The 16,837-nt window shown below is 67.7% G+C and carries 12 protein-coding genes; 9 read left to right on the forward strand and 3 right to left on the reverse strand.

The genetic code is table 11. From position 1 onward, the window contains the following. Positions 1-133 precede the first annotated feature (133 nt). The 3 genes from BpN12_RS05225 to BpN12_RS05235 all read right to left on the reverse strand — a co-directional run bounded on the left by BpN12_RS05225 (position 134) and on the right by BpN12_RS05235 (position 3,985). Positions 134-1,399 (reverse strand): mechanosensitive ion channel family protein, encoded by a 1,266-nt coding sequence (locus BpN12_RS05225; protein WP_246794231.1) that lies wholly within the window; start codon positions 1,397-1,399, stop codon positions 134-136. A 327-nt stretch (positions 1,400-1,726) separates the two neighbouring features. Continuing rightward, the gene (locus tag BpN12_RS05230) at positions 1,727-2,527 is read right to left on the reverse strand and encodes an alpha/beta hydrolase (RefSeq protein ID WP_246794629.1); all 801 of its coding nucleotides are present in this window, start codon (positions 2,525-2,527) and stop codon (positions 1,727-1,729) included. A 351-nt stretch (positions 2,528-2,878) separates the two neighbouring features. Next, on the reverse strand, positions 2,879-3,985 hold the full coding sequence (locus tag BpN12_RS05235; protein WP_246794232.1) for an OpgC domain-containing protein: 1,107 nt from the start codon (positions 3,983-3,985) through the stop codon (positions 2,879-2,881). A gap of 481 nt (positions 3,986-4,466) precedes the next feature. Here BpN12_RS05235 and BpN12_RS05240 point away from each other — a divergent pair, with 481 nt between their 5' ends. The 9 genes from BpN12_RS05240 to BpN12_RS05280 all read left to right on the forward strand — a co-directional run bounded on the left by BpN12_RS05240 (position 4,467) and on the right by BpN12_RS05280 (position 16,821). Then, positions 4,467-5,621 (forward strand): porin, encoded by a 1,155-nt coding sequence (locus BpN12_RS05240; protein ID WP_246794233.1) that lies wholly within the window; start codon positions 4,467-4,469, stop codon positions 5,619-5,621. A gap of 307 nt (positions 5,622-5,928) precedes the next feature. Further along, entirely contained in the window at positions 5,929-6,678 is a 750-nt protein-coding gene (locus tag BpN12_RS05245) for a sulfite exporter TauE/SafE family protein (protein WP_246794234.1), read from the forward strand. A 205-nt stretch (positions 6,679-6,883) separates the two neighbouring features. After that, entirely contained in the window at positions 6,884-8,314 is a 1,431-nt protein-coding gene (locus tag BpN12_RS05250; protein ID WP_246794235.1) for an aminotransferase-like domain-containing protein, read from the forward strand. A gap of 802 nt (positions 8,315-9,116) precedes the next feature. Then, on the forward strand, positions 9,117-9,650 hold the full coding sequence (locus BpN12_RS05255) for a CS1 type fimbrial major subunit (protein ID WP_246794236.1): 534 nt from the start codon (positions 9,117-9,119) through the stop codon (positions 9,648-9,650). A 113-nt stretch (positions 9,651-9,763) separates the two neighbouring features. Further along, positions 9,764-14,254, forward strand: coding sequence for a TcfC E-set like domain-containing protein (locus tag BpN12_RS05260; protein WP_246794237.1), 4,491 nt, complete (start codon positions 9,764-9,766; stop codon positions 14,252-14,254). Next, on the forward strand, positions 14,255-14,935 hold the full coding sequence (locus tag BpN12_RS05265; protein WP_246794238.1) for a pilus assembly protein: 681 nt from the start codon (positions 14,255-14,257) through the stop codon (positions 14,933-14,935). It begins immediately after the preceding gene. Beyond that, positions 14,926-15,420 (forward strand): hypothetical protein, encoded by a 495-nt coding sequence (locus tag BpN12_RS05270; protein ID WP_246794239.1) that lies wholly within the window; start codon positions 14,926-14,928, stop codon positions 15,418-15,420. Before BpN12_RS05265 ends, BpN12_RS05270 begins: the two co-directional genes overlap by 10 nt. A 55-nt stretch (positions 15,421-15,475) precedes the next feature. Beyond that, positions 15,476-16,021 carry a hypothetical protein gene (locus BpN12_RS05275; RefSeq protein ID WP_246794240.1) on the forward strand — a complete coding sequence of 182 codons (546 nt, stop codon included), beginning with the start codon at positions 15,476-15,478 and terminating at the stop codon, positions 16,019-16,021. A 98-nt stretch (positions 16,022-16,119) separates the two neighbouring features. Next, positions 16,120-16,821: a hypothetical protein gene (locus BpN12_RS05280; RefSeq protein ID WP_246794630.1), complete on the forward strand. Its 702-nt coding sequence runs from the start codon at positions 16,120-16,122 to the stop codon at positions 16,819-16,821. The last annotated feature ends 16 nt before the right edge of the window (positions 16,822-16,837 follow it).

A 16,837-nucleotide genomic window follows, 5' to 3' on the forward strand; every position in this document is an offset into this window, starting at 1 on the left:
CTAGCAGGCGCTCCGCGAGGGTCGCCGGTGTCCGCGAGGGATGTCGGACCGGCGCGGCCAGGGTTGCGCCGCGCCGCTGGCGTCGTCGTATCGGCATCGCGCCGGCCCGGCCCGACGCGCGTAACGCGGCGATTTACGCCGGCATGGCCGGCTTCGCCTGCGATGCCTTGGCATCGGCATCGGCACCACGCCGCGCCGCGCCGGCCTCCACCATGCCGCGCAGGTCGAACCCGGAAGGATGCTGGTAGACGCGCAGCCCGAACTCGGGCAGCACGGCCAGCAGGTGATCGAAGATGTCGCCCTGGATCGTCTCGTAGTCGAGCCAGGTGGTGGTGTCGGTGAAGCAGTAGAGTTCCAGCGGAATGCCCTCGGCCGTGGGCGGCAGCTGGCGCGCCATGCAGGTCATGCCGCGATGGATGCGCGGGTGCCGCTGCAGGTAGTTGTCGCAATAGGCGCGGAACGTGCCGAGGTTGGTCAGCTGCCGGCGGTTGCCCATCCATTCGCCGTCGGCGCCGAGCGAGTCGTTCCATTCGGCGAGCGTGTCGAGCTTGCCTTCCAGGTACGCCTTCAACAGCATGAAGCGTTCGAGCCGCTCGATTTCCTCGGGCGCGAGGAAGCGCACGCTGGTGGCGTCGACGAACAGCGAGCGCTTGATGCGCCGGCCGCCCGATTCGGTCATGCCGCGCCAGTTCTGGTAGCTCTCGGTGATCAGCTTCCAGGTCGGAATCGTGATGATGGTGCGGTCGAAGTTCGACACCTTGACGGTGTTCAGCGTGATGTCGATCACGTCGCCGTCGGCGCCCGCGCTCGGCATCGTGATCCAGTCGCCGATCCGCAGCATGTCGTTCGACGAGAGCTGCACGCCGGCCACGAGGCCGAGAATGGTGTCCTTGAAGATCAGCATCAGCACCGCCGACATCGCGCCGATCCCCGACAGCAGCAGCCCGATCTGCTTGCCGGTGACGGTGCCGATCACCACCAGCGTGGCAGTGATGAACATCGCGAGCTTGACGAGCTGCATGGCGCCCTTGAGCGAGAGCGTCGGCCGCGTGCGGGTGGTGCGGTGCAGGTGCTCGACGGCGGACAGCACCGAGCTGACCAGCATCGTGACGAGGAACACGACGATCGCGAACAGCAGCTTGTCGACCAGCTGCGCGGCCGATTCGGGGATGTTCGGGATGGTACGGAAGCCGAGCTGGAACACCACGAACGGCACCAGCCGCGACAGCCACTTGAACGCGCCGAACTGGAACAGCACGTCGTCGAAGCGCGTCGGCGAGCGCTGCGCGAACTTCGCGACCACGCGGAACAGCAGGAAGCGCACGGCACCGCCGATCGCGCACGACGCGGCCAGCAGGATCAGACAGCCGACGAGCGGCGAAAACCAGGATGCATTCATTGACTTGCTATCGAAACGGATGAAACGGACAGGACGAACGCAGCGAACCGGGCCGCGCGGACGCGGTGGCGGCAACGAAGGGTATCCGTAATCGACCGCGCGGGCGTCCGCAAGGTTCCGGATCATTGTTCGAAACGCCGGTGCTGTCGCCGCCGTGCCGGCCCACACCGGCCGGATGCGACCCGCGATCCTACCCGGTTTTCCGGCGCGGCTTGCCGGGGCGGCGGGAGGCAGAAGCGTCATCCGGCGAATCGGGCGACCCGCGGCGGTGTCCGGCGGCGCGAGCCGCGCGGTCCGAGGCCGGCCGCCGGCCGCGTTGCGCGTCGCTTACTTCACGCAGTCGAGCGCGTAGCCGAGCGCTGGCGCGAGCAGCTGGCGCCAGACGTCCCAGCTGTGGCCGCCGTCGACGATGCGCAGCTCGGCCGGGCTGCGCGCGCGCCGCAGGCTGGTGTAGAGCATGCTCGATTCGGCCTGGATCGACAGGTCGTCGTCGCCGGCCGCGATGAACACCGGCACGCGCCACGGTTGCGCGAGGTAGTCGCGCAGCAACGGCGGATAGTTCAGCGCGTGCCAGACCTGCGGGTCGAACCGGTGCTCGCCGAACACGCCCACATAGCGCGCGGCCGAGCCCGGCGGCGGCTCGTCGGCGTAGATCGCCGGGCTCAGCAGCAGCGCGCCGCAGAACCGGTCCGGCGCCATCAGCGCGAAGCGCAGCGCGCCGTAGCCGCCCATCGACACACCGCCGATCGTGCGGCCCGCGCGCTGGTTCGATACCGCGTAGTGCGTCTCGACGTCGGGCAGCAGATCCTCGAGAAACGCCGTCTGCATCGGTTCCTTGCGATCGACGTACCAGTCGGTGCCGGCCTGCGGCATGACGATCACCACCGGTGCGATGTCGTGCCGCGCGATCAGCGCGTCGGCGGTCAGTTGCTGGCGGCCCTGCGTGATCCAGTCGTTCGCGCTGGCGGCGTTGCCGTGCAGCAGGTACAGCACCGGATGGCGGGGCCCGTCGTCGCGATAGCCGGGCGGCAGATAGACCGTGTACGACCAGTCGCGTTGCAGCGTCGCCGAGCGGAACGTGCGCGTGACGATGCTGCTGCGGGGTGGCGTGAGCGCGCCGAGTCGCATGGCCGCGCGCGGCGCGGGTGCGTTGCCGGCGGCGTTGGCGTGCGCCGGCGCGGGGCGCAGCGCGGCGAGGGCAATCAGCACGATGAGCGAGCATGACGCAACGGCCGGCGCCGGCCGCAAGGCGCGCCATGTACCGGCGCCGGCGCGCGCGATCGGAAGCCGGCGACGCACGGCATGCAGCAGCGCGGCGCTACGCGCGCGGGTGGCTCGGCGCGCGATGTCGAGCCCGCCGCCCCGCGTCTCGGGCATTGGAGGCGCCGCGATGCGCGCACGCTCAGGCCCGGGCGGGCAGGGCACCGTGCCGCGACGCGAAAAGGGAATGCGCACGAAAGCCATCGCCGCCGCCCCCGCTCAGCGCCGCGAGCCGAGGAACGGCAGCCGCGCGGCGATAGGCCCGTAGAGCTTCGCGACCAGATAGAGCAGGCCGATCGCGACGGCATCGGCGGTCAGGCCGAGCGGCACGTCGAGATAGCCGTCGGTTTCCCAGTAGAGCACCGAATCCACCGACAGCGAGATCGCCGTGCCCGCCACGAAGCAGAGCAGCCCCTGACGGCCGATCGTGCCGATCCACGGCAGCATGCTCGCCACCTTGTGCATCCAGCCGAGGTGGACCAGCTTGGCCGCGAGCCAGGCGATCGCGAGGAAATTGACGAGCCGCAGCGGGCCGAGGTTCTGCTTGATCGCCGGATCGGTCGGGAACGGCTCGATGCGCAGCCGGTAATAGGCACCCGCCGCGACCACGGCCACCGCCAGCGCCGTCACCGCCACCCCGCGCGGCTGCCACGACAGCGACGCGTAGACCGGCTGGCAGCGCGACAGCGCGCCGAGCACGAACAGGAACTGCCACGCGAACGGGTTGAAGTCCCACGGCATGCCGTCCACGGCCGGCAGGTAGCCGGCGATGCGCCGCGCCGACAGCCAGGCCAGCAGGCTGATGGCCAGCAGCAGCCAGGGCTTGTCGCGCGCGAGCGGCAGCGCCAGCGGCACCAGCGCCGCGAAGAACGCGTACATCGGCAGCACCGAGGCCAGATAAGGCTGGCGGCGAAACAGCAGGATGTCGCGCAGCGCCGCGAACGGGCGGTGCATGAGCCCTTCGAGGTCGTTGGTCGGCATGTTCGGGCCGTCGATCGCGAGCGCGCCGAGCACCGCCGTGATCAGCAGCATCAGCCCGGCCGTGATCAGGAACGCGCGGTAGATCTCGAACGCGCGGCGGATGAAGCGCTGCCGCGCGACCGCCTCGGTCTGCCGTTCGGCCAGCGAGTTGTAGGCGATCGCGGTGGCGAAGCCGCCGAGGAACACGAACACCTCGGCCGCGTCGCAGAGCGCGTAGGCGTGCAGCGTCACGCGCGACAGGATGCTGCCGCCGATATGGTCGACCACGATCACGAGCAGCACCAGCCCGCGAAAGAAGTCGAGCTCGGCGAACCGGCCGGGCCGGCTGGCCGGCGGCGTGCTCATGCGGGGCGGCGCCGGGCGGCGCGCGATGGACGAGCGAAGCGGAGCGCAACGGCGGCGCGGCGCGGCGGAAAAATCGGCATGAAGCGGGTGGCGGGGAGCGGAAACGGACGTGATTGTGCCACCGCCGGGGCGGCGTCTGCAGATCGGGCGGCGGTGCGGTGGTTGCATGGGCCGGGCGCGCGTGCGCGGCGGTGCGGCGCGCGGCCCATGATGTGTCGCCGGCTTGACGGCGCCCGATCGGGTGCATGGCAAGTTGGCAATACGCAACGACCCCGATCGGCCGTTCGAACGACATGGACGGCGCCATCGCACCGTGACACACTTCCCGATCATCGATGGCGCCGCCGTATTGCCGATCGCCTCTCGCCGATCGTGCCGTGGCCGGCCGCCCGATTCCCGATTTTCGAGGTCCGACGGACGGAGCCGCGCGCCGAGCGGCCCGCCGCGCGGTGCCGGTTTTCCGGTTCGGAGACTGTCGACGATGAACAAGTATCTGCTGCCCGCCGCCGTCGCCATGGCGCTGGCGGCGCCCGCCTTTGCACAGACCAGCGTCACGCTGTACGGCGTGATCGACGAAGGCTTCAACTACACCAACAACGTCGGCGTCAACGGCACCAATCACAGCGTCTACGCGCTCGCGAGCGGCTATGCGCAGCGCAGCAGCTGGGGCCTGCGCGGCGCCGAGGACCTGGGCGGCGGCCTGAAGGCGATCTTCACGCTGGAAAGCGGTTTCGACGTCAACAACGGCAGCCTTTCCAACGGCGGCAGGCTGTTCGGGCGCCAGGCGTTCGTCGGGCTCACGCACGCGCAGTACGGCGCGCTGACGCTGGGCCGGCAATACGATTCGGTGGTCGACTACCTCGCGCCGCTGACGGCCGCCGGCAGCTGGGGCGGCATGCTGATGTCGCATCCTTTCGACAACGACAACGCCGACAACACGGCGCGCGCGAACAACAGCGTCAAGTATGCGAGCCCCGATTTCGGCGGCCTCACGTTCGGCGGCGCGTACAGCTTCAGCAACGGTACCGGCTTCGCGAACAACCGCGAGTACAGCGCCGGCGCGCAGTACGCGTTCGGCGGCCTGCAGGTGGGCGCGGCCTACCTCGAGGCCGACGACCCGGGCCGTACCGCCGACGGCGCGGCCGCCGCCGGCGACACGAATTTCGTCGCGGACCGGATGCGGATCTTCGGCGGCGGCGTGAACTACACGTTCGGCGGGACGACCGTCGGCTTCGTCTATACGAAGACCGACCTGAAGAATCCGGTGGCCACCGCCTACCTGCCGGCGAGCACGCTGTCGGGGCTCGGCCTGACGGCCACCCGGTTCGACAACTTCGAGGTCAACGGCAAGTACCAGCTCACGCCGGCGTTCTTCGTGGGCGCGCAATACACCTATACCAGCGGCACGTTCGACACCGCCGACGGCGGGGCGAAGCCGCATTACCACACGATCGGGCTGATGGCCGACTACAGCCTCTCCAAGCAGACCGACGTCTACCTGCAGGGCGCCTGGCAGCGCGTGGGTGGCGACCACGCCGGCAGCGCCGTCGACGGCGGCTATCTGGTCGGCACCGACGGGCCGTCCGCCACGTCGAGCCAGTTCTCGGTGCGCGCCGCGATCCGGCACAAGTTCTGATCCGCGCGGCGGAAGATCCCCCGGCCCGCGCGGCCGGGGCGGGCATTCCGGCCGCTTTTTCCTGTTTTCGCTTCGCCTGAAGACGCGTGCGCCAGCAGCGGCTCGACAATTTTTCGATCGAGAAGCAACTAACGGTCTGTTCCGACCAATCCCGCCGAGGCCGCTGCGCGGCGCCCACCACGTCGACAGAAGCAAGGCCCGGCCGGCTCGCCTGAGCCGGACTCAGGTAAAGCCAGATGGCGCGAAGCCGCGCTGGCCGGCACCATCGCCGCGGTTCCTGTTGCCACTTCTTCTCCGGAATTTCGTCATGGATTCGTTTGGCTCGACGGCGGCCATCGTCGTGATGGTGTTCGCGCTGGCCGGCGTCGTGAAGGGCATGATCGGGCTCGGGCTGCCCACCATCGCGATGGGGCTGCTCACGCTGGCGATGCCGCCGGCCGCCGCCGCGAGCCTGCTGGTCGTGCCCTCGCTCGTCACCAACGTCTGGCAGCTGGTGCGCGGCCCTGCGTTCGGCGCGCTCGCGCGACGGCTGTGGGCGCTGCTGGCCGGGATCGTCGTCGGCACCTTCGCGGGCGGCCTGCCGTCGCTGGTCCACGCGGCGCCGTGGACGCGCGTCGCGCTCGGGGCCGTGGTCGCGCTGTACGGCGCCTGGGGCCTGGCCGCCGCGCGCCTGCCGGCGCCGGGGCGCCGGGAGCGCTGGCTGTCGCCGCTGGTCGGCTACCTGACGGGCGCCGTGACCGCCGCCACCGGCGTGTTCGTGATCCCGGCCGTGCCGTACCTGCAGGCGCTGCGCCTCGACAAGGAGCAGCTCGTGCAGGCGCTCGGCCTGTCGTTCACGGTCTCGACGCTGGCGCTCGCCGCGCAGCTGGCATTGACCTCGGGATGGCAGCCGGTCGATGTCGGGATGTCGGCGTTCGCGCTCGTGCCGGCGCTGGCCGGGATGGCGGGCGGGACGGTGCTGCGCAAGGTGGTGAGCGAGTCCACGTTCCGGCGCGTGTTCTTCGCCGGTCTCGTCGCGCTCGGGCTCTACATGGCCGTGGGGCCGACGCCGGGCTGAGCGACGGCGCCGCCGCCGTTCGCTCCGGGGCGTGGCGGCCGTGCATCGCGGTGGATCGATCCGGCGGATCGGCCCGGCGATGTGTTGCCGCCAGCCTTCGCTTGCCGCGCCGCTGAAAAGCCCGCATCCTTGAGCCGCGCTCGCGTGTCGCGAGCGATTTCATTTCCGGCCGGCGAGGCGCCGCCCGGTGGCCAGGCCGCGATCCATGGTTTTTCAGTCGAACGTTTTGCATCTGATGCTGGCCGAGCGCCTGTCGGACGAGATCGGGCAGGGGCTCTGGGCGCCGGGGCAGCGCCTGCCGTCGGTGCGCGAACTGGGCCGCAGCCACGCCGTCAGCGTGACCACGGTGCTGGCCGCCTATCGCACGCTGGAAGACCGCCGTTTGATCGAGAGCCGGCCGAAGAAGGGCTATTTCGTGCGCGGCCCGGCGAGCCGACAGACTCCTCGCGAGGCCGCCATGAGCGCCGCCGAGCCGGCCGCCGGCATCGTGCCGGGCCCGCTCGATCCCGATGCCCTGACCGGCATGGAAGGCCGGCCCGGCGTCGTTTCGTTCGGCACCGCGCTGTGCGGCGACGCGCTGTTTCCCGTCGAGGCGCTCGCGCGGGCGATCGCCTCGACGGCGCGCCGCCACAGCGGGCTGCTGGCGGCCGTGTCGTTCTCGCCCGGCGCGCCGCGGCTGCGCGAGAGCATCGCATCGCACGCCGCCAACTGGAACTGCCATCTCGCGCCCGACGAGGTGCTCGTCACGAACGGCTGCGTCGAGGCGTTCGGCCTCTGCCTGCAGACCGTGGCCAGGCCCGGCGAGGCGGTGATCGTCGAGTCGCCCGCCTACTACGGCTATCTGTCGACGCTCGCGCAACTCGGCATGCGGCCGCTGCCGGTGCGCTTCCAGGGCCGCGAGGCGGCGGCCGTCGACGAGATCGAACGGCTCGCGCGCGAGCAGCGGATCGGCGCGTGCCTGCTGGCGACGGCCGTCAGCAACCCGAGCGGCGCGAGCCTTGGCGACGCGACGCGCGCGGCGCTGGTCGAGCGGCTCGACGCGCTGGCGATTCCGCTGATCGAGGACGCGACCTTCAGCGACCTGCACGTCGATGCGATGCAGCGCGCCGCGAAATCGTATGACCGCTCCGGCAACGTGCTGCTGTGCAGTTCGCTGTCGAAGACGCTCGCGCCGGGGCTGCGGCTCGGCTGGGTCAGCGGCGGGCGGCATCACCGGGCGCTGGTCGAGCTGAAGCGCACCATGAGCATCGGGCAGCCGCTGATCATCCAGGAAGCCGTCGGACAGTTCCTGCACGGCGGCGGCTACCGGCACCATCTGCGACGGCTGAGGAGCCGGTGCCGCGCGCAGGTGGACGAGACGCTCGCCCACCTGCGCGGCTGCGTGCCGCCCGGCACGGCGCTGCGCGAGCCGGACGGCGGCTATCTGCTCTGGATGGGCCTGCCGCCGGGCGTCTCGGCCGACGCGCTCGCGCGGCGGGCCTACGCGCAGGGCATCGCGGTGGCGCCCGGCACGCTGTTCTCTCCCGATCGCGACTACGACGACCACCTGCGGCTCAATTGCGGCTACCCGCTCGACGAGCGCCGCCGCGCCGCGCTGACACGGCTGGGCGAATTGATCGGCGACGCGGTGCGCTGAAGCATGCCGGCCGCGCGAACGATCGGCGTGCTGCTGCAGCCGGGACGTGTCACGCGCGAGGTGGCGGCTCACCGCGACCGGAAGTGCGATCAATTAAAACGAAACGTATTTCGTAGTATTTCGATTGTTCAAAGATAAGAAATAGCTAAGATTGCATCCGTGAATTTTGACAATTCGATTTCAATGTCATTCCATTTAGTTTAATTTGAATGGAGTGGCGTGTATTGCTTGTTGAGGGTGGAAAAATAAAAATGTATCGAGTGGCGTATGCGTCAATTAAATATACCGGGTAATCGATATACATATGAGGTGCGTCAAAGGAAGTCGCGCCCAATCGGGCAAAAATTTCTAATTGAAAGCTAACGCCGTCGGCTAACGCCGTCGGCTAACGCCGTCGGCTAACGCCGTCGGCTAACGCCGTCGGTATCCCGTGCCGAGGTGATTTTGATGTTGTTTCCTCTCGATTCCCTTCGTCAATTTCCTTCCCGGATCCGGGCGAGGCCATTCGATTCGTCGATCCGGCATCAAGCCGTGCGTCCGGGTCACTCGTCTTCCATGAAAAACTGATTCACCGCGGCTGCGGCCGCGGCGCGATCCGTCATATTCATTTATTCAGCATGATTCTCCGCTCCTTGCGGCTCGGGGCGCGCATGGTATTAACGAAGCAGGTTGGTGAAGCCGACATGCTCCGTTAATTTCGTGTTGACGAGAGGTTGATGATGATTTGATTTAATGCTTTGAAAATCCATTCCATCGGCTGGCTCGCGAGGGCCGTTTATTATTTTTGAAAAAGGGGAATACGATGAAACTCACCAAGCTGGTGACGGCACTCGGCGTGGCTGTAGCGTTCTGCGGAATGGCGCACACGGCAAACGCGGATCCGGTGTCGAAGAAGATCACGCTGACGGCGCAGATCAACGACGCGATTTTCGTGTCGAAGCCCGACGGTTCGACCTGGTATGACACGGAGGAACTGAGCGCCAACGACTACACGCAGCAGAAATTCAGCCGGTCGCTGCCGGTTCGCGTCTGGACCAAGGGCAAGGACTTCAACGTCTCGCTGGCCCAGCCGCTGAAGATGTCGAGCGGCCGCTACGAAATGCAGAACGCCGTGGTCACGCTGTCGAGCAATGTCGGTGACCAGGAGGTAAAGTTCGGCGCCCAGCAGAAGATCACGCAAACCGTGGCCGGCAACGGCGGTTATGACGAGATTCACGACCTGAAGATCAACGTCGACGCGCCGAAGCAGGTCGGGGATACCAGTACCAACGGCAGCTACAGCGGCGATCTCGTGATGATGTTCGAGCCGGTGGCGTCCGCCGGTCCTTCCACCTGAGTTGAAAATATAAGGATTAAAACCCAGGCGGGGAAACTCCATGGCCACGGGGTTTCCCCGCCCATATGGTGTGCCCATCGCGTCAGTCGCGGGAACTCTTTGGCTCAACCAGCGTGCTCATCGATAAACCCTCCATTCGCTTCAGCAAGCTGTGGCTTGGCGCATTCATCTTTTGGTCGTCGCAAACCGTTGCCGCGCCGAAGCCGGTGCGTGGCGTACAGCAACCTGGTGGTTCGGTGGAGTTGATCGACGGCGCGAGCTATATCGCGACGTTCAACGGAAAAATACTGCCCGGCCTGATCGGCTATTCCATCATGCATGCGGGCTTTACGTTCGATGAATCGGGCTTTCTCGAAAACGACATCTCGAGCGAGGATGTCAAAAAGCTCAAGCGCATCATTTCGCACCTGGATTACCGGCGCTGCCGCAAGGGCTGCCATCTGGAGGTGAAAAACTACCGCGTCGTGGCCGACCAGGGTGCCCGCTCGATATTCATTCGCGATTCGCACGGCGACTATCTGGCTTTGCACCGGAGTTCGCGCGCGATCGGCGCGCCGTGGCCGGCGCGGCATGCCGTTTCCCCTATGAATTCTCCCGTCGACGATCATGGCCACCCGCATGCGCGCACTTTGCCGACGCGTCCGGCGGAGCCGGGCGGGTATCGGGGCGCACCGGCGGTATCGCTGTCGCCGGTCGCGCAGCGTCGATCCGGGCGCCGGGTCGGCCGCGATTCGCCGATCCTTGCGGTTGCGTCGATCGCTGACGGCACCGAACCGGCAACTGCCGCGCCGCGCCCGGCGCCGAACGCCGAGGTAGTCGGTCTTGCGGTTTCGCGGGTTGCCGACAGGCGGGGCATCACGCCGCCGATGCTGGTGCGATTCGGCACGGCGCACGAGCGGGGCGGTGCTCGCTACCTCGCAACGTTCAATGGCAGGACGCTCCCGGGGCATGTCGGCTACGACGCCGGGACGAATGGTCTGGTCATTGATGAGGATGCCTATCTGGATGCCGGCATCTCGCAGGAAGATGTCGACGTGCTGAAGCAGATCGTCTCGCGGCTCGATTACCAGCGTTGCCGCGATGGTTGCCACCTGGAGGTGAAAAGCTTTCGTGTGGTGGTCGACAAGGGCGCGCGGTCGATATTCATTCGTGACGCGCGTGGCGACTACGTCGCGTTGCACAAGCGTTCCGGCCCTGTCGGGAAGCGCGCGCCGGCGTCGCGCGCCGCGCCTGGCGGGCATCGCGCGGCGAACGGCAACGGACAGGTGGTCAAGGCGCCTTTGCCGCCGGGTCTCGATCGGTTCCGGCCCGAGCCGATCGGGTTGGCGGCGCGCCCGCACGGCGAGCCGCCGGCGTTCCGGCGCGAGACCGGGCCGAATCCGGGAGAGGTGCCCGCGCGTTCAGGCGTGCCGCGGCTTGCCGCCGGAGCGACGCGCGACGAGGTGCCGGCCGCGCAAGCCGAGGCCACCACGGATGCCGCGGCCGACGTGCCGCCTCTGCCCGGCGCCGGCGATCCGTCGGCGCGTCGCGGCGGCATTCACCGTGCATCGACTCCGGTTCGCGAGAGCGACGAGGCCGCTGCCGGAAAGGCTCGGGCGTGGGACGGCGGAGCGTCGGCGGGCGACGTCGCGAGATCCGGGCCGGAGGCGCATCGGCCCGACTATCGGCGATATCGCGAAGGATGCCAACCGGGCGCCCAAAGTTGCCGCTTGGTTACCGATGATGGCGCGCGGCCGGTGCCCATTCGCGATTCGCGAGCGCTTGCCGCGGTATCGCGGGCAGCCGGAGCGGTCGAGCGCGGCACCGTCGATGCAACGGCGCAGCCGCCCGCCGCAGCCGATGGCGCGCACTCGATGAATGGCGTCCGCCGTGGCGCCGCGAACGCCACCCCGTCGGACAGCGAGGTTCGGGACGCCCGGCTTGCGGACCGCGATGCGGACGCCGGCGGGGCGAGGTCCCTGCCGGCTCGGGAAATCGCGTTGGGCAAGCGCACGACGTCCGCCTCACCGGGGCCGTCCCGGTTCGTCGAGAGCGCCGGGGCAAGGGCGGAAACGGACGCTGTCGCACCGAGCGGCCAGCTCGCCGATCTCGATTCGCGCGCGCCCGGGCCGGTGCCGCCGACGCAGCATGAAAACGAACCGGTCGGGAAAACGGCACATGCATCGTCGGATACCAAAGCCATCGCGCGGCGCGGCCAGCTCGCCGAACCGCGTTCACCGCCTGCGGGCGAGCCCGACCCGCAGCTCGCGCAGGCCGATGGACCGGAAGCAACAACGCAATCCGTGCCACGCAGCCGTCCCGCCACGTTCAGCCCGGAACTGGAAGCCTCCCCGAAGCCGTCGACCCGGCCAGCCAGGGACGACGCTCCCGCCACGGTCACGAAGGGCTTGAAAGTCTCCTATGGCGTGCCGGAAGGATTCAGCGCCGCCGAACTCGACAACAGCGCGAGTTATGTCTCGACCTTCAACGGCAAGACGCTGCCGGGGCTCGTCAGCTATTCGCAGACGCGCGGCATGCTGACGTTCGACGAAAAGGCCTATCTGGACAATGGCATTTCCAGCGAGGACATCGGCGCGCTCAAGCAGGTCTTCTCGCGCCTGAACTACAAGCAGTGCCGCAAAGGCTGCGACGTGACGATCGGGAACTACCATGTGACCGTCGACAAGCTGGCCCGGTCGATCGCCGTTCGCGACGCGCGCAACGATTACATCGCGCCGCCCACCGGCTTCGGCCTCGTCAACAACCAGACGGTGGATCTGCGGGCCGCCACCGACGGCTATCGCGCGTTCAACATCACCGGCGGCACGTGGGTCGGGATGCCGTCGCAGAGCTTTGGCTTCCTGAGCTGGTACGTGAACGAAACGCACTCGCGCCAGTACAGCAGCAGCAACAAAGGGCTGTCCTCGTACTACCTGCAGAAGAACTTCGCGAGCACCTATATCCGGGCGGGGCGCCAGAGCAGCCTCGACTATTCGTCGAGCGCCGTCAGCACGCTGATTTCGCCGAGCTTCGACCAGTTCGTGACGTTCGGCAGCCAGTCGCATCTCGACGTCAACGACAAGGCCGGCTCGCTGATCCTCTACGCGAACGCCGACGGCAACTACGAGTTCTACCGCGACGGCCGGCTGGTTCTGAAGCGGCCGGCCGCCATCGGGCGCAACCAGATCAGTTACGCCGATCTGCCCGGCGGCTATTACTCGGTGGAAGTGCGGCTGGTCGACCGCAACGGCAATATCGTCAGCCGCGAAATCCACGAGATCAACAATCTCAACTTCGGTGGCCCCGATAGCGGCAACGCGTGGCACGTGACGGCCGGCAAGGACATGTATACCGGCGGCTATCTGGTCGAAGGCGCCATGAGCCGCAACCTGAAGCAGTTCTATCTGAACAGCTCGATCCTGGTCGGGCAGGGCGGCAGGTGGGCGGCGGAAATGAACATGACGCGCCCCACGCGGATCGCCGGCTTCGACATCGCGCCGACGCTGGGCCTGCTGAGCGGCGAACGCAGTTTCGGCGGCTACGCGAACGTGTCGGTATCGCACGACCGCCTCGGCAGCCTGACCATGAGCCGTTACCAGAACACCGACGTCTCGCGCTTCTACCGCGGGCAGCCGAGCACGGCGCTGTCGTACAGCCGCGTGATTCGCAAGGCCACGTTCAGCTACAACTATCAACAGTCCGATTTCGGCCGGTCCCATCAGGCCGAAGTGCGCTGGAACTATCGCCCCAACGGGTTGTGGGCGACCTTCGCGCTCGGGCTGCAGAAGGGCGGCTTCCAGCGCGGCGGCAACGGCTACAGCGTGTATTTCAACATGACCGTCACGCTCGACAGGGTGCAGGGAAGCTTCGGCGCGGCGCATTCGAGCGGTCAGACCCAACTCAACGCGGACGTGAGGAAGGACTTCCAGGACAACTTCGGCACGTCGACGGTGGGCTTCAACGCCAACCGCACCGGCAACGACTACGGCGTAAACGTCTACGGCAACCGTTCCGGCACGCGCGGCGACGTCTCGTTGAACGTCGGCAACACGCGCGCCACCACCAACGTCGATTTCAACTATCGCGGCACGGTGGCGGCCAGCAAGGCCGGCGTCGCGCTCGGGCGCTACAGCCCGAGCGGTACCGCCATGCTGCTGAGCACGCCGAAGATCGGCGACATGCACTACGGCTTCAACGTCGAGGGCAGCCCGGTGGCCGGCAACAGCCGATACGCGGTGCCGTTGAACGCCTATGCCGACGTGTCGTTCGCGCGCGTGTTCAGCAACCGCCACGATCTCGACATGAACATCGAGGTCCCCGCCAACATCGTGCGGGCGCACCCGGGGCAAGTCTATTCGGCGCAGGCCAAGGTCGACATCAACATGATCTACAGCGGCTTTCTCACCGATGCGGCCGGCAAGCCGCTCAGCGGAAAGATCGTCGAGACGGAGGACCGGGTCTACCGGAACGGCCTGTTCTCGATCGTCAGCAAGAAGGTGCTGCCGAACATCACGGTCGAGACCGACGGCGGTGAGCAATACCGTTGTGATCTCAGGAAGGCGAAGGGCAGCTATTTCCGTTGTGAAAAGTACCAACCGATCGTGAACGCAAAGGCAGGCAGGTAAATGAACAAGCTATTGACGGGTTGCGCGCTGGCCGGCGTGCTGATGGGCGTGGCCGCGGCCGCGCGGGCGGAAGGCGAGCTGATGGTGATGCCGGCCACCACCAAGGTCTACGACTCGCACGATCAGCAGGTCACGGCGAAGAACATGGGCAACGGCCCGCTCTACCTGAAGATTTCCGTGCTGAAGGTGACCAACCCCGGGCTGACGCCGGAGAACAAGGTGGCGCTCGGCGACCTCGAGCACCCCGGGATCATCGCGAGCCCCGACAAGCTGACGCTCGGGCCGGGCCAGATGCGCGACATCATGCTCAAGTCGCTGTTCGTGCCGAAGCAGGAGGAGCTGTATCGCCTGTACATCGTGCCGGTGCGGTCGCTGAAGGTCGATGCGGCGCCCGCGAACCGGATCACCGTGCCGGTGTCGGTCGCGATCGGCTATGGCGTGCTGGTCAGGCATATGCCGCCGCCGCGCATGCAGCGCCACGGGTGGACGCATCGCTGCGAGGATGGCGGCATGACGCTGGAAAATACCGGCAACGTGCGCGAGGTGTTCACGCACGTGCTCTATGACGGCGCCCGTTCGGCGGAGACGATCGCGGTGTTCCCGGGCACGCCGCAACACTTCGCGACGAAGCGCATGTCGCTCGACATCGACGACAAATCGATGAAGCTGACATGCCCGTGAACATGCGCCGGCAGCGGGCGGTCTGGCTGGCGATCGCGGCGCTCCACTGCGCGAACGGCTGGGGTGCCGGCATCCTGAAGCTGTCGCGCACGGATCTGGTGATCGAGCCGGGCAAGCCGGTGCCGGAGCTATGGGTCGAGAACCGCGGGAACACGCCGCTGTTCCTGACCATGGAGCAGCAGCTGGTCACCAATCCCGGCGCCGCGCCGGAGCAGCGCGTGCCGATCGGGGAAGCGCGCCATCCGGCCTTGCTGGCGCAGCCCGGGCGCCTCGTGCTGGCGCCCGGGCAGACATACCGGATGACCTTGAAGGTGCTCGATGTCCCGGCACGCCCGCAGGTCTGGCGCCTGACGTTTCGGCCCCGCGAGCGCGTCGAGGTTCATGGCGAGGGCGGCGGGTCCATCACGTCGCCGCTGTTCGTCAACGTGGGGTACGGCGTCGTGATCTATCAGATGCCCGGCCGTTCCGCGACGGCCGGCGAGTGAGGTGGCGTGGCGGGCGTCCGGCGAAGCGTCGGCGCCGATCGATGCGAGGTGAATCATGGTGAAGCTGCTTGGTGTGCTTTTTTGTGGACTGGTTGCGACACTGGCCTGCGCGCAGGAGATCGTGGTGGTCGGCAAGACCACGAGCAGGATCACGGCCCGGGTCGTCCGGACCGACAACCTGATCGTGACCGACGACCAGGGCGGCTGGTTCGACAGCGGACTCACGATGCGGCAGCTGGGCGGCTGGACCACGCCGTATGAGGTGCAGGCGCGCCTGAAGGTCGTGTCCACCACCGGCACGTTCCAGGTCCGGCTCGATGCGCCGCTGGTGATTGCCCATCAATCGAAGCCGTCGCTGGTGTTCCGGAACGCCACCGTCAAGCTCGGCAACGAAGGCGAGACGCCGAAACGGCTTTCGGTGGGACGCAACACGCCATTCCGGAATCCGGTGCCGGCCACGGCGGGCGTGGACTCCATCGGCTACTACGTGCTCGACGTGGCGGCCTATGCGCCGGAAGGGACGCTGGAGGACGTCGGCGGCACCTATCGCGGCGAACTGTCGATGATCTTCGAGCCGGTGATCGAGATGCCGAAATCGTGAAGCCGAAATCGTGAAGCCGTGGCGCGAAACCCTCGATTTGCCGGCTGCGGCGTGGCGAACGGACGAGGGCGAACGTCGATCCGGAGGCTGAGGTGGAAATGTCCAGACATGGTGTGAGCGCGAGGCCCGCGGCCGCATGGGCGGTCCTGATCGCGGCCTGCTTCGGTGTCGCGAGGCCGGCGCAGGCGGCGATCGACGTGATCCCGAAGGTGGTGGAGGTGGAGCAGAGCGGCACGCAGGTGAAGATCATCAACCGCGGCCGCGATGTGGAGTACGTCAGCATCTCGCTGTCGCGGTTGCTGAATCCCGGCGTTCCGCTCGACGAGGAACGCCTGCAGTCGATCGGCGACGTCGAGCATCCCGCGCTGTATGCCTATCCATTTCATTTGACGCTGGCGCCGGGGCAGAGCAAGAGCGTGTCGCTGAAGCCGCTGGCGCCGGTCGAGCGGGAAACGGTTTACCGGTTGCACGTCAAGCCGGAGGTGAAGCTGCTGGGTGGCGAGCGCAACAGGATCGCGGGCGGTGTCGTCGTGAAGCTGGGGTTCAGTATCCTGGTTCGCCAGTTGCCCGCGGAGCCGCACGAAAAAATCTCGGTCGAGTGCGACGCGACCGGGGCGCGATTCACCGCGACGGGCAATGTGCGCTACCGGGTGAGCGCGGTGAAGGTGGACGGGAGCGCGCTGCCCGACTTCAACGTCTACCCCGGCACGCCGATCCATCGGGCCGGCCGGTCGGTGGCGGTTCCCGGCGCCGGCACATGCGCGGCGAAGGAAACGCTGCCGCCGGGCTCCGGCCGGTAAGCCGGGGGCACGGCAG

Origin of the sequence: Burkholderia perseverans (genome assembly GCF_022870505.1) — a bacterium.
GTDB classification, from domain to species: Bacteria; Pseudomonadota; Gammaproteobacteria; order Burkholderiales; family Burkholderiaceae; genus Burkholderia; species Burkholderia plantarii.

Excerpts from the sequence above, each read along its gene's own strand:
- BpN12_RS05225 (WP_246794231.1), bottom strand. The coding sequence starts at position 1,399 with ATGAATGCATCCTGGTTTTCGCCGCTCGTCGGCTGTCTGATCCTGCTG.
- BpN12_RS05230 (WP_246794629.1), bottom strand. The coding sequence starts at position 2,527 with ATGCGACTCGGCGCGCTCACGCCACCCCGCAGCAGCATCGTCACGCGC.
- BpN12_RS05235 (WP_246794232.1), bottom strand. The coding sequence starts at position 3,985 with ATGAGCACGCCGCCGGCCAGCCGGCCCGGCCGGTTCGCCGAGCTCGAC.
- BpN12_RS05240 (WP_246794233.1), top strand. The coding sequence starts at position 4,467 with ATGAACAAGTATCTGCTGCCCGCCGCCGTCGCCATGGCGCTGGCGGCG.
- BpN12_RS05245 (WP_246794234.1), top strand. The coding sequence starts at position 5,929 with ATGGATTCGTTTGGCTCGACGGCGGCCATCGTCGTGATGGTGTTCGCG.
- BpN12_RS05250 (WP_246794235.1), top strand. The coding sequence starts at position 6,884 with ATGGTTTTTCAGTCGAACGTTTTGCATCTGATGCTGGCCGAGCGCCTG.
- BpN12_RS05255 (WP_246794236.1), top strand. The coding sequence starts at position 9,117 with ATGAAACTCACCAAGCTGGTGACGGCACTCGGCGTGGCTGTAGCGTTC.
- BpN12_RS05265 (WP_246794238.1), top strand. The coding sequence starts at position 14,255 with ATGAACAAGCTATTGACGGGTTGCGCGCTGGCCGGCGTGCTGATGGGC.
- BpN12_RS05270 (WP_246794239.1), top strand. The coding sequence starts at position 14,926 with ATGCCCGTGAACATGCGCCGGCAGCGGGCGGTCTGGCTGGCGATCGCG.
- BpN12_RS05275 (WP_246794240.1), top strand. The coding sequence starts at position 15,476 with ATGGTGAAGCTGCTTGGTGTGCTTTTTTGTGGACTGGTTGCGACACTG.
- BpN12_RS05280 (WP_246794630.1), top strand. The coding sequence starts at position 16,120 with ATGTCCAGACATGGTGTGAGCGCGAGGCCCGCGGCCGCATGGGCGGTC.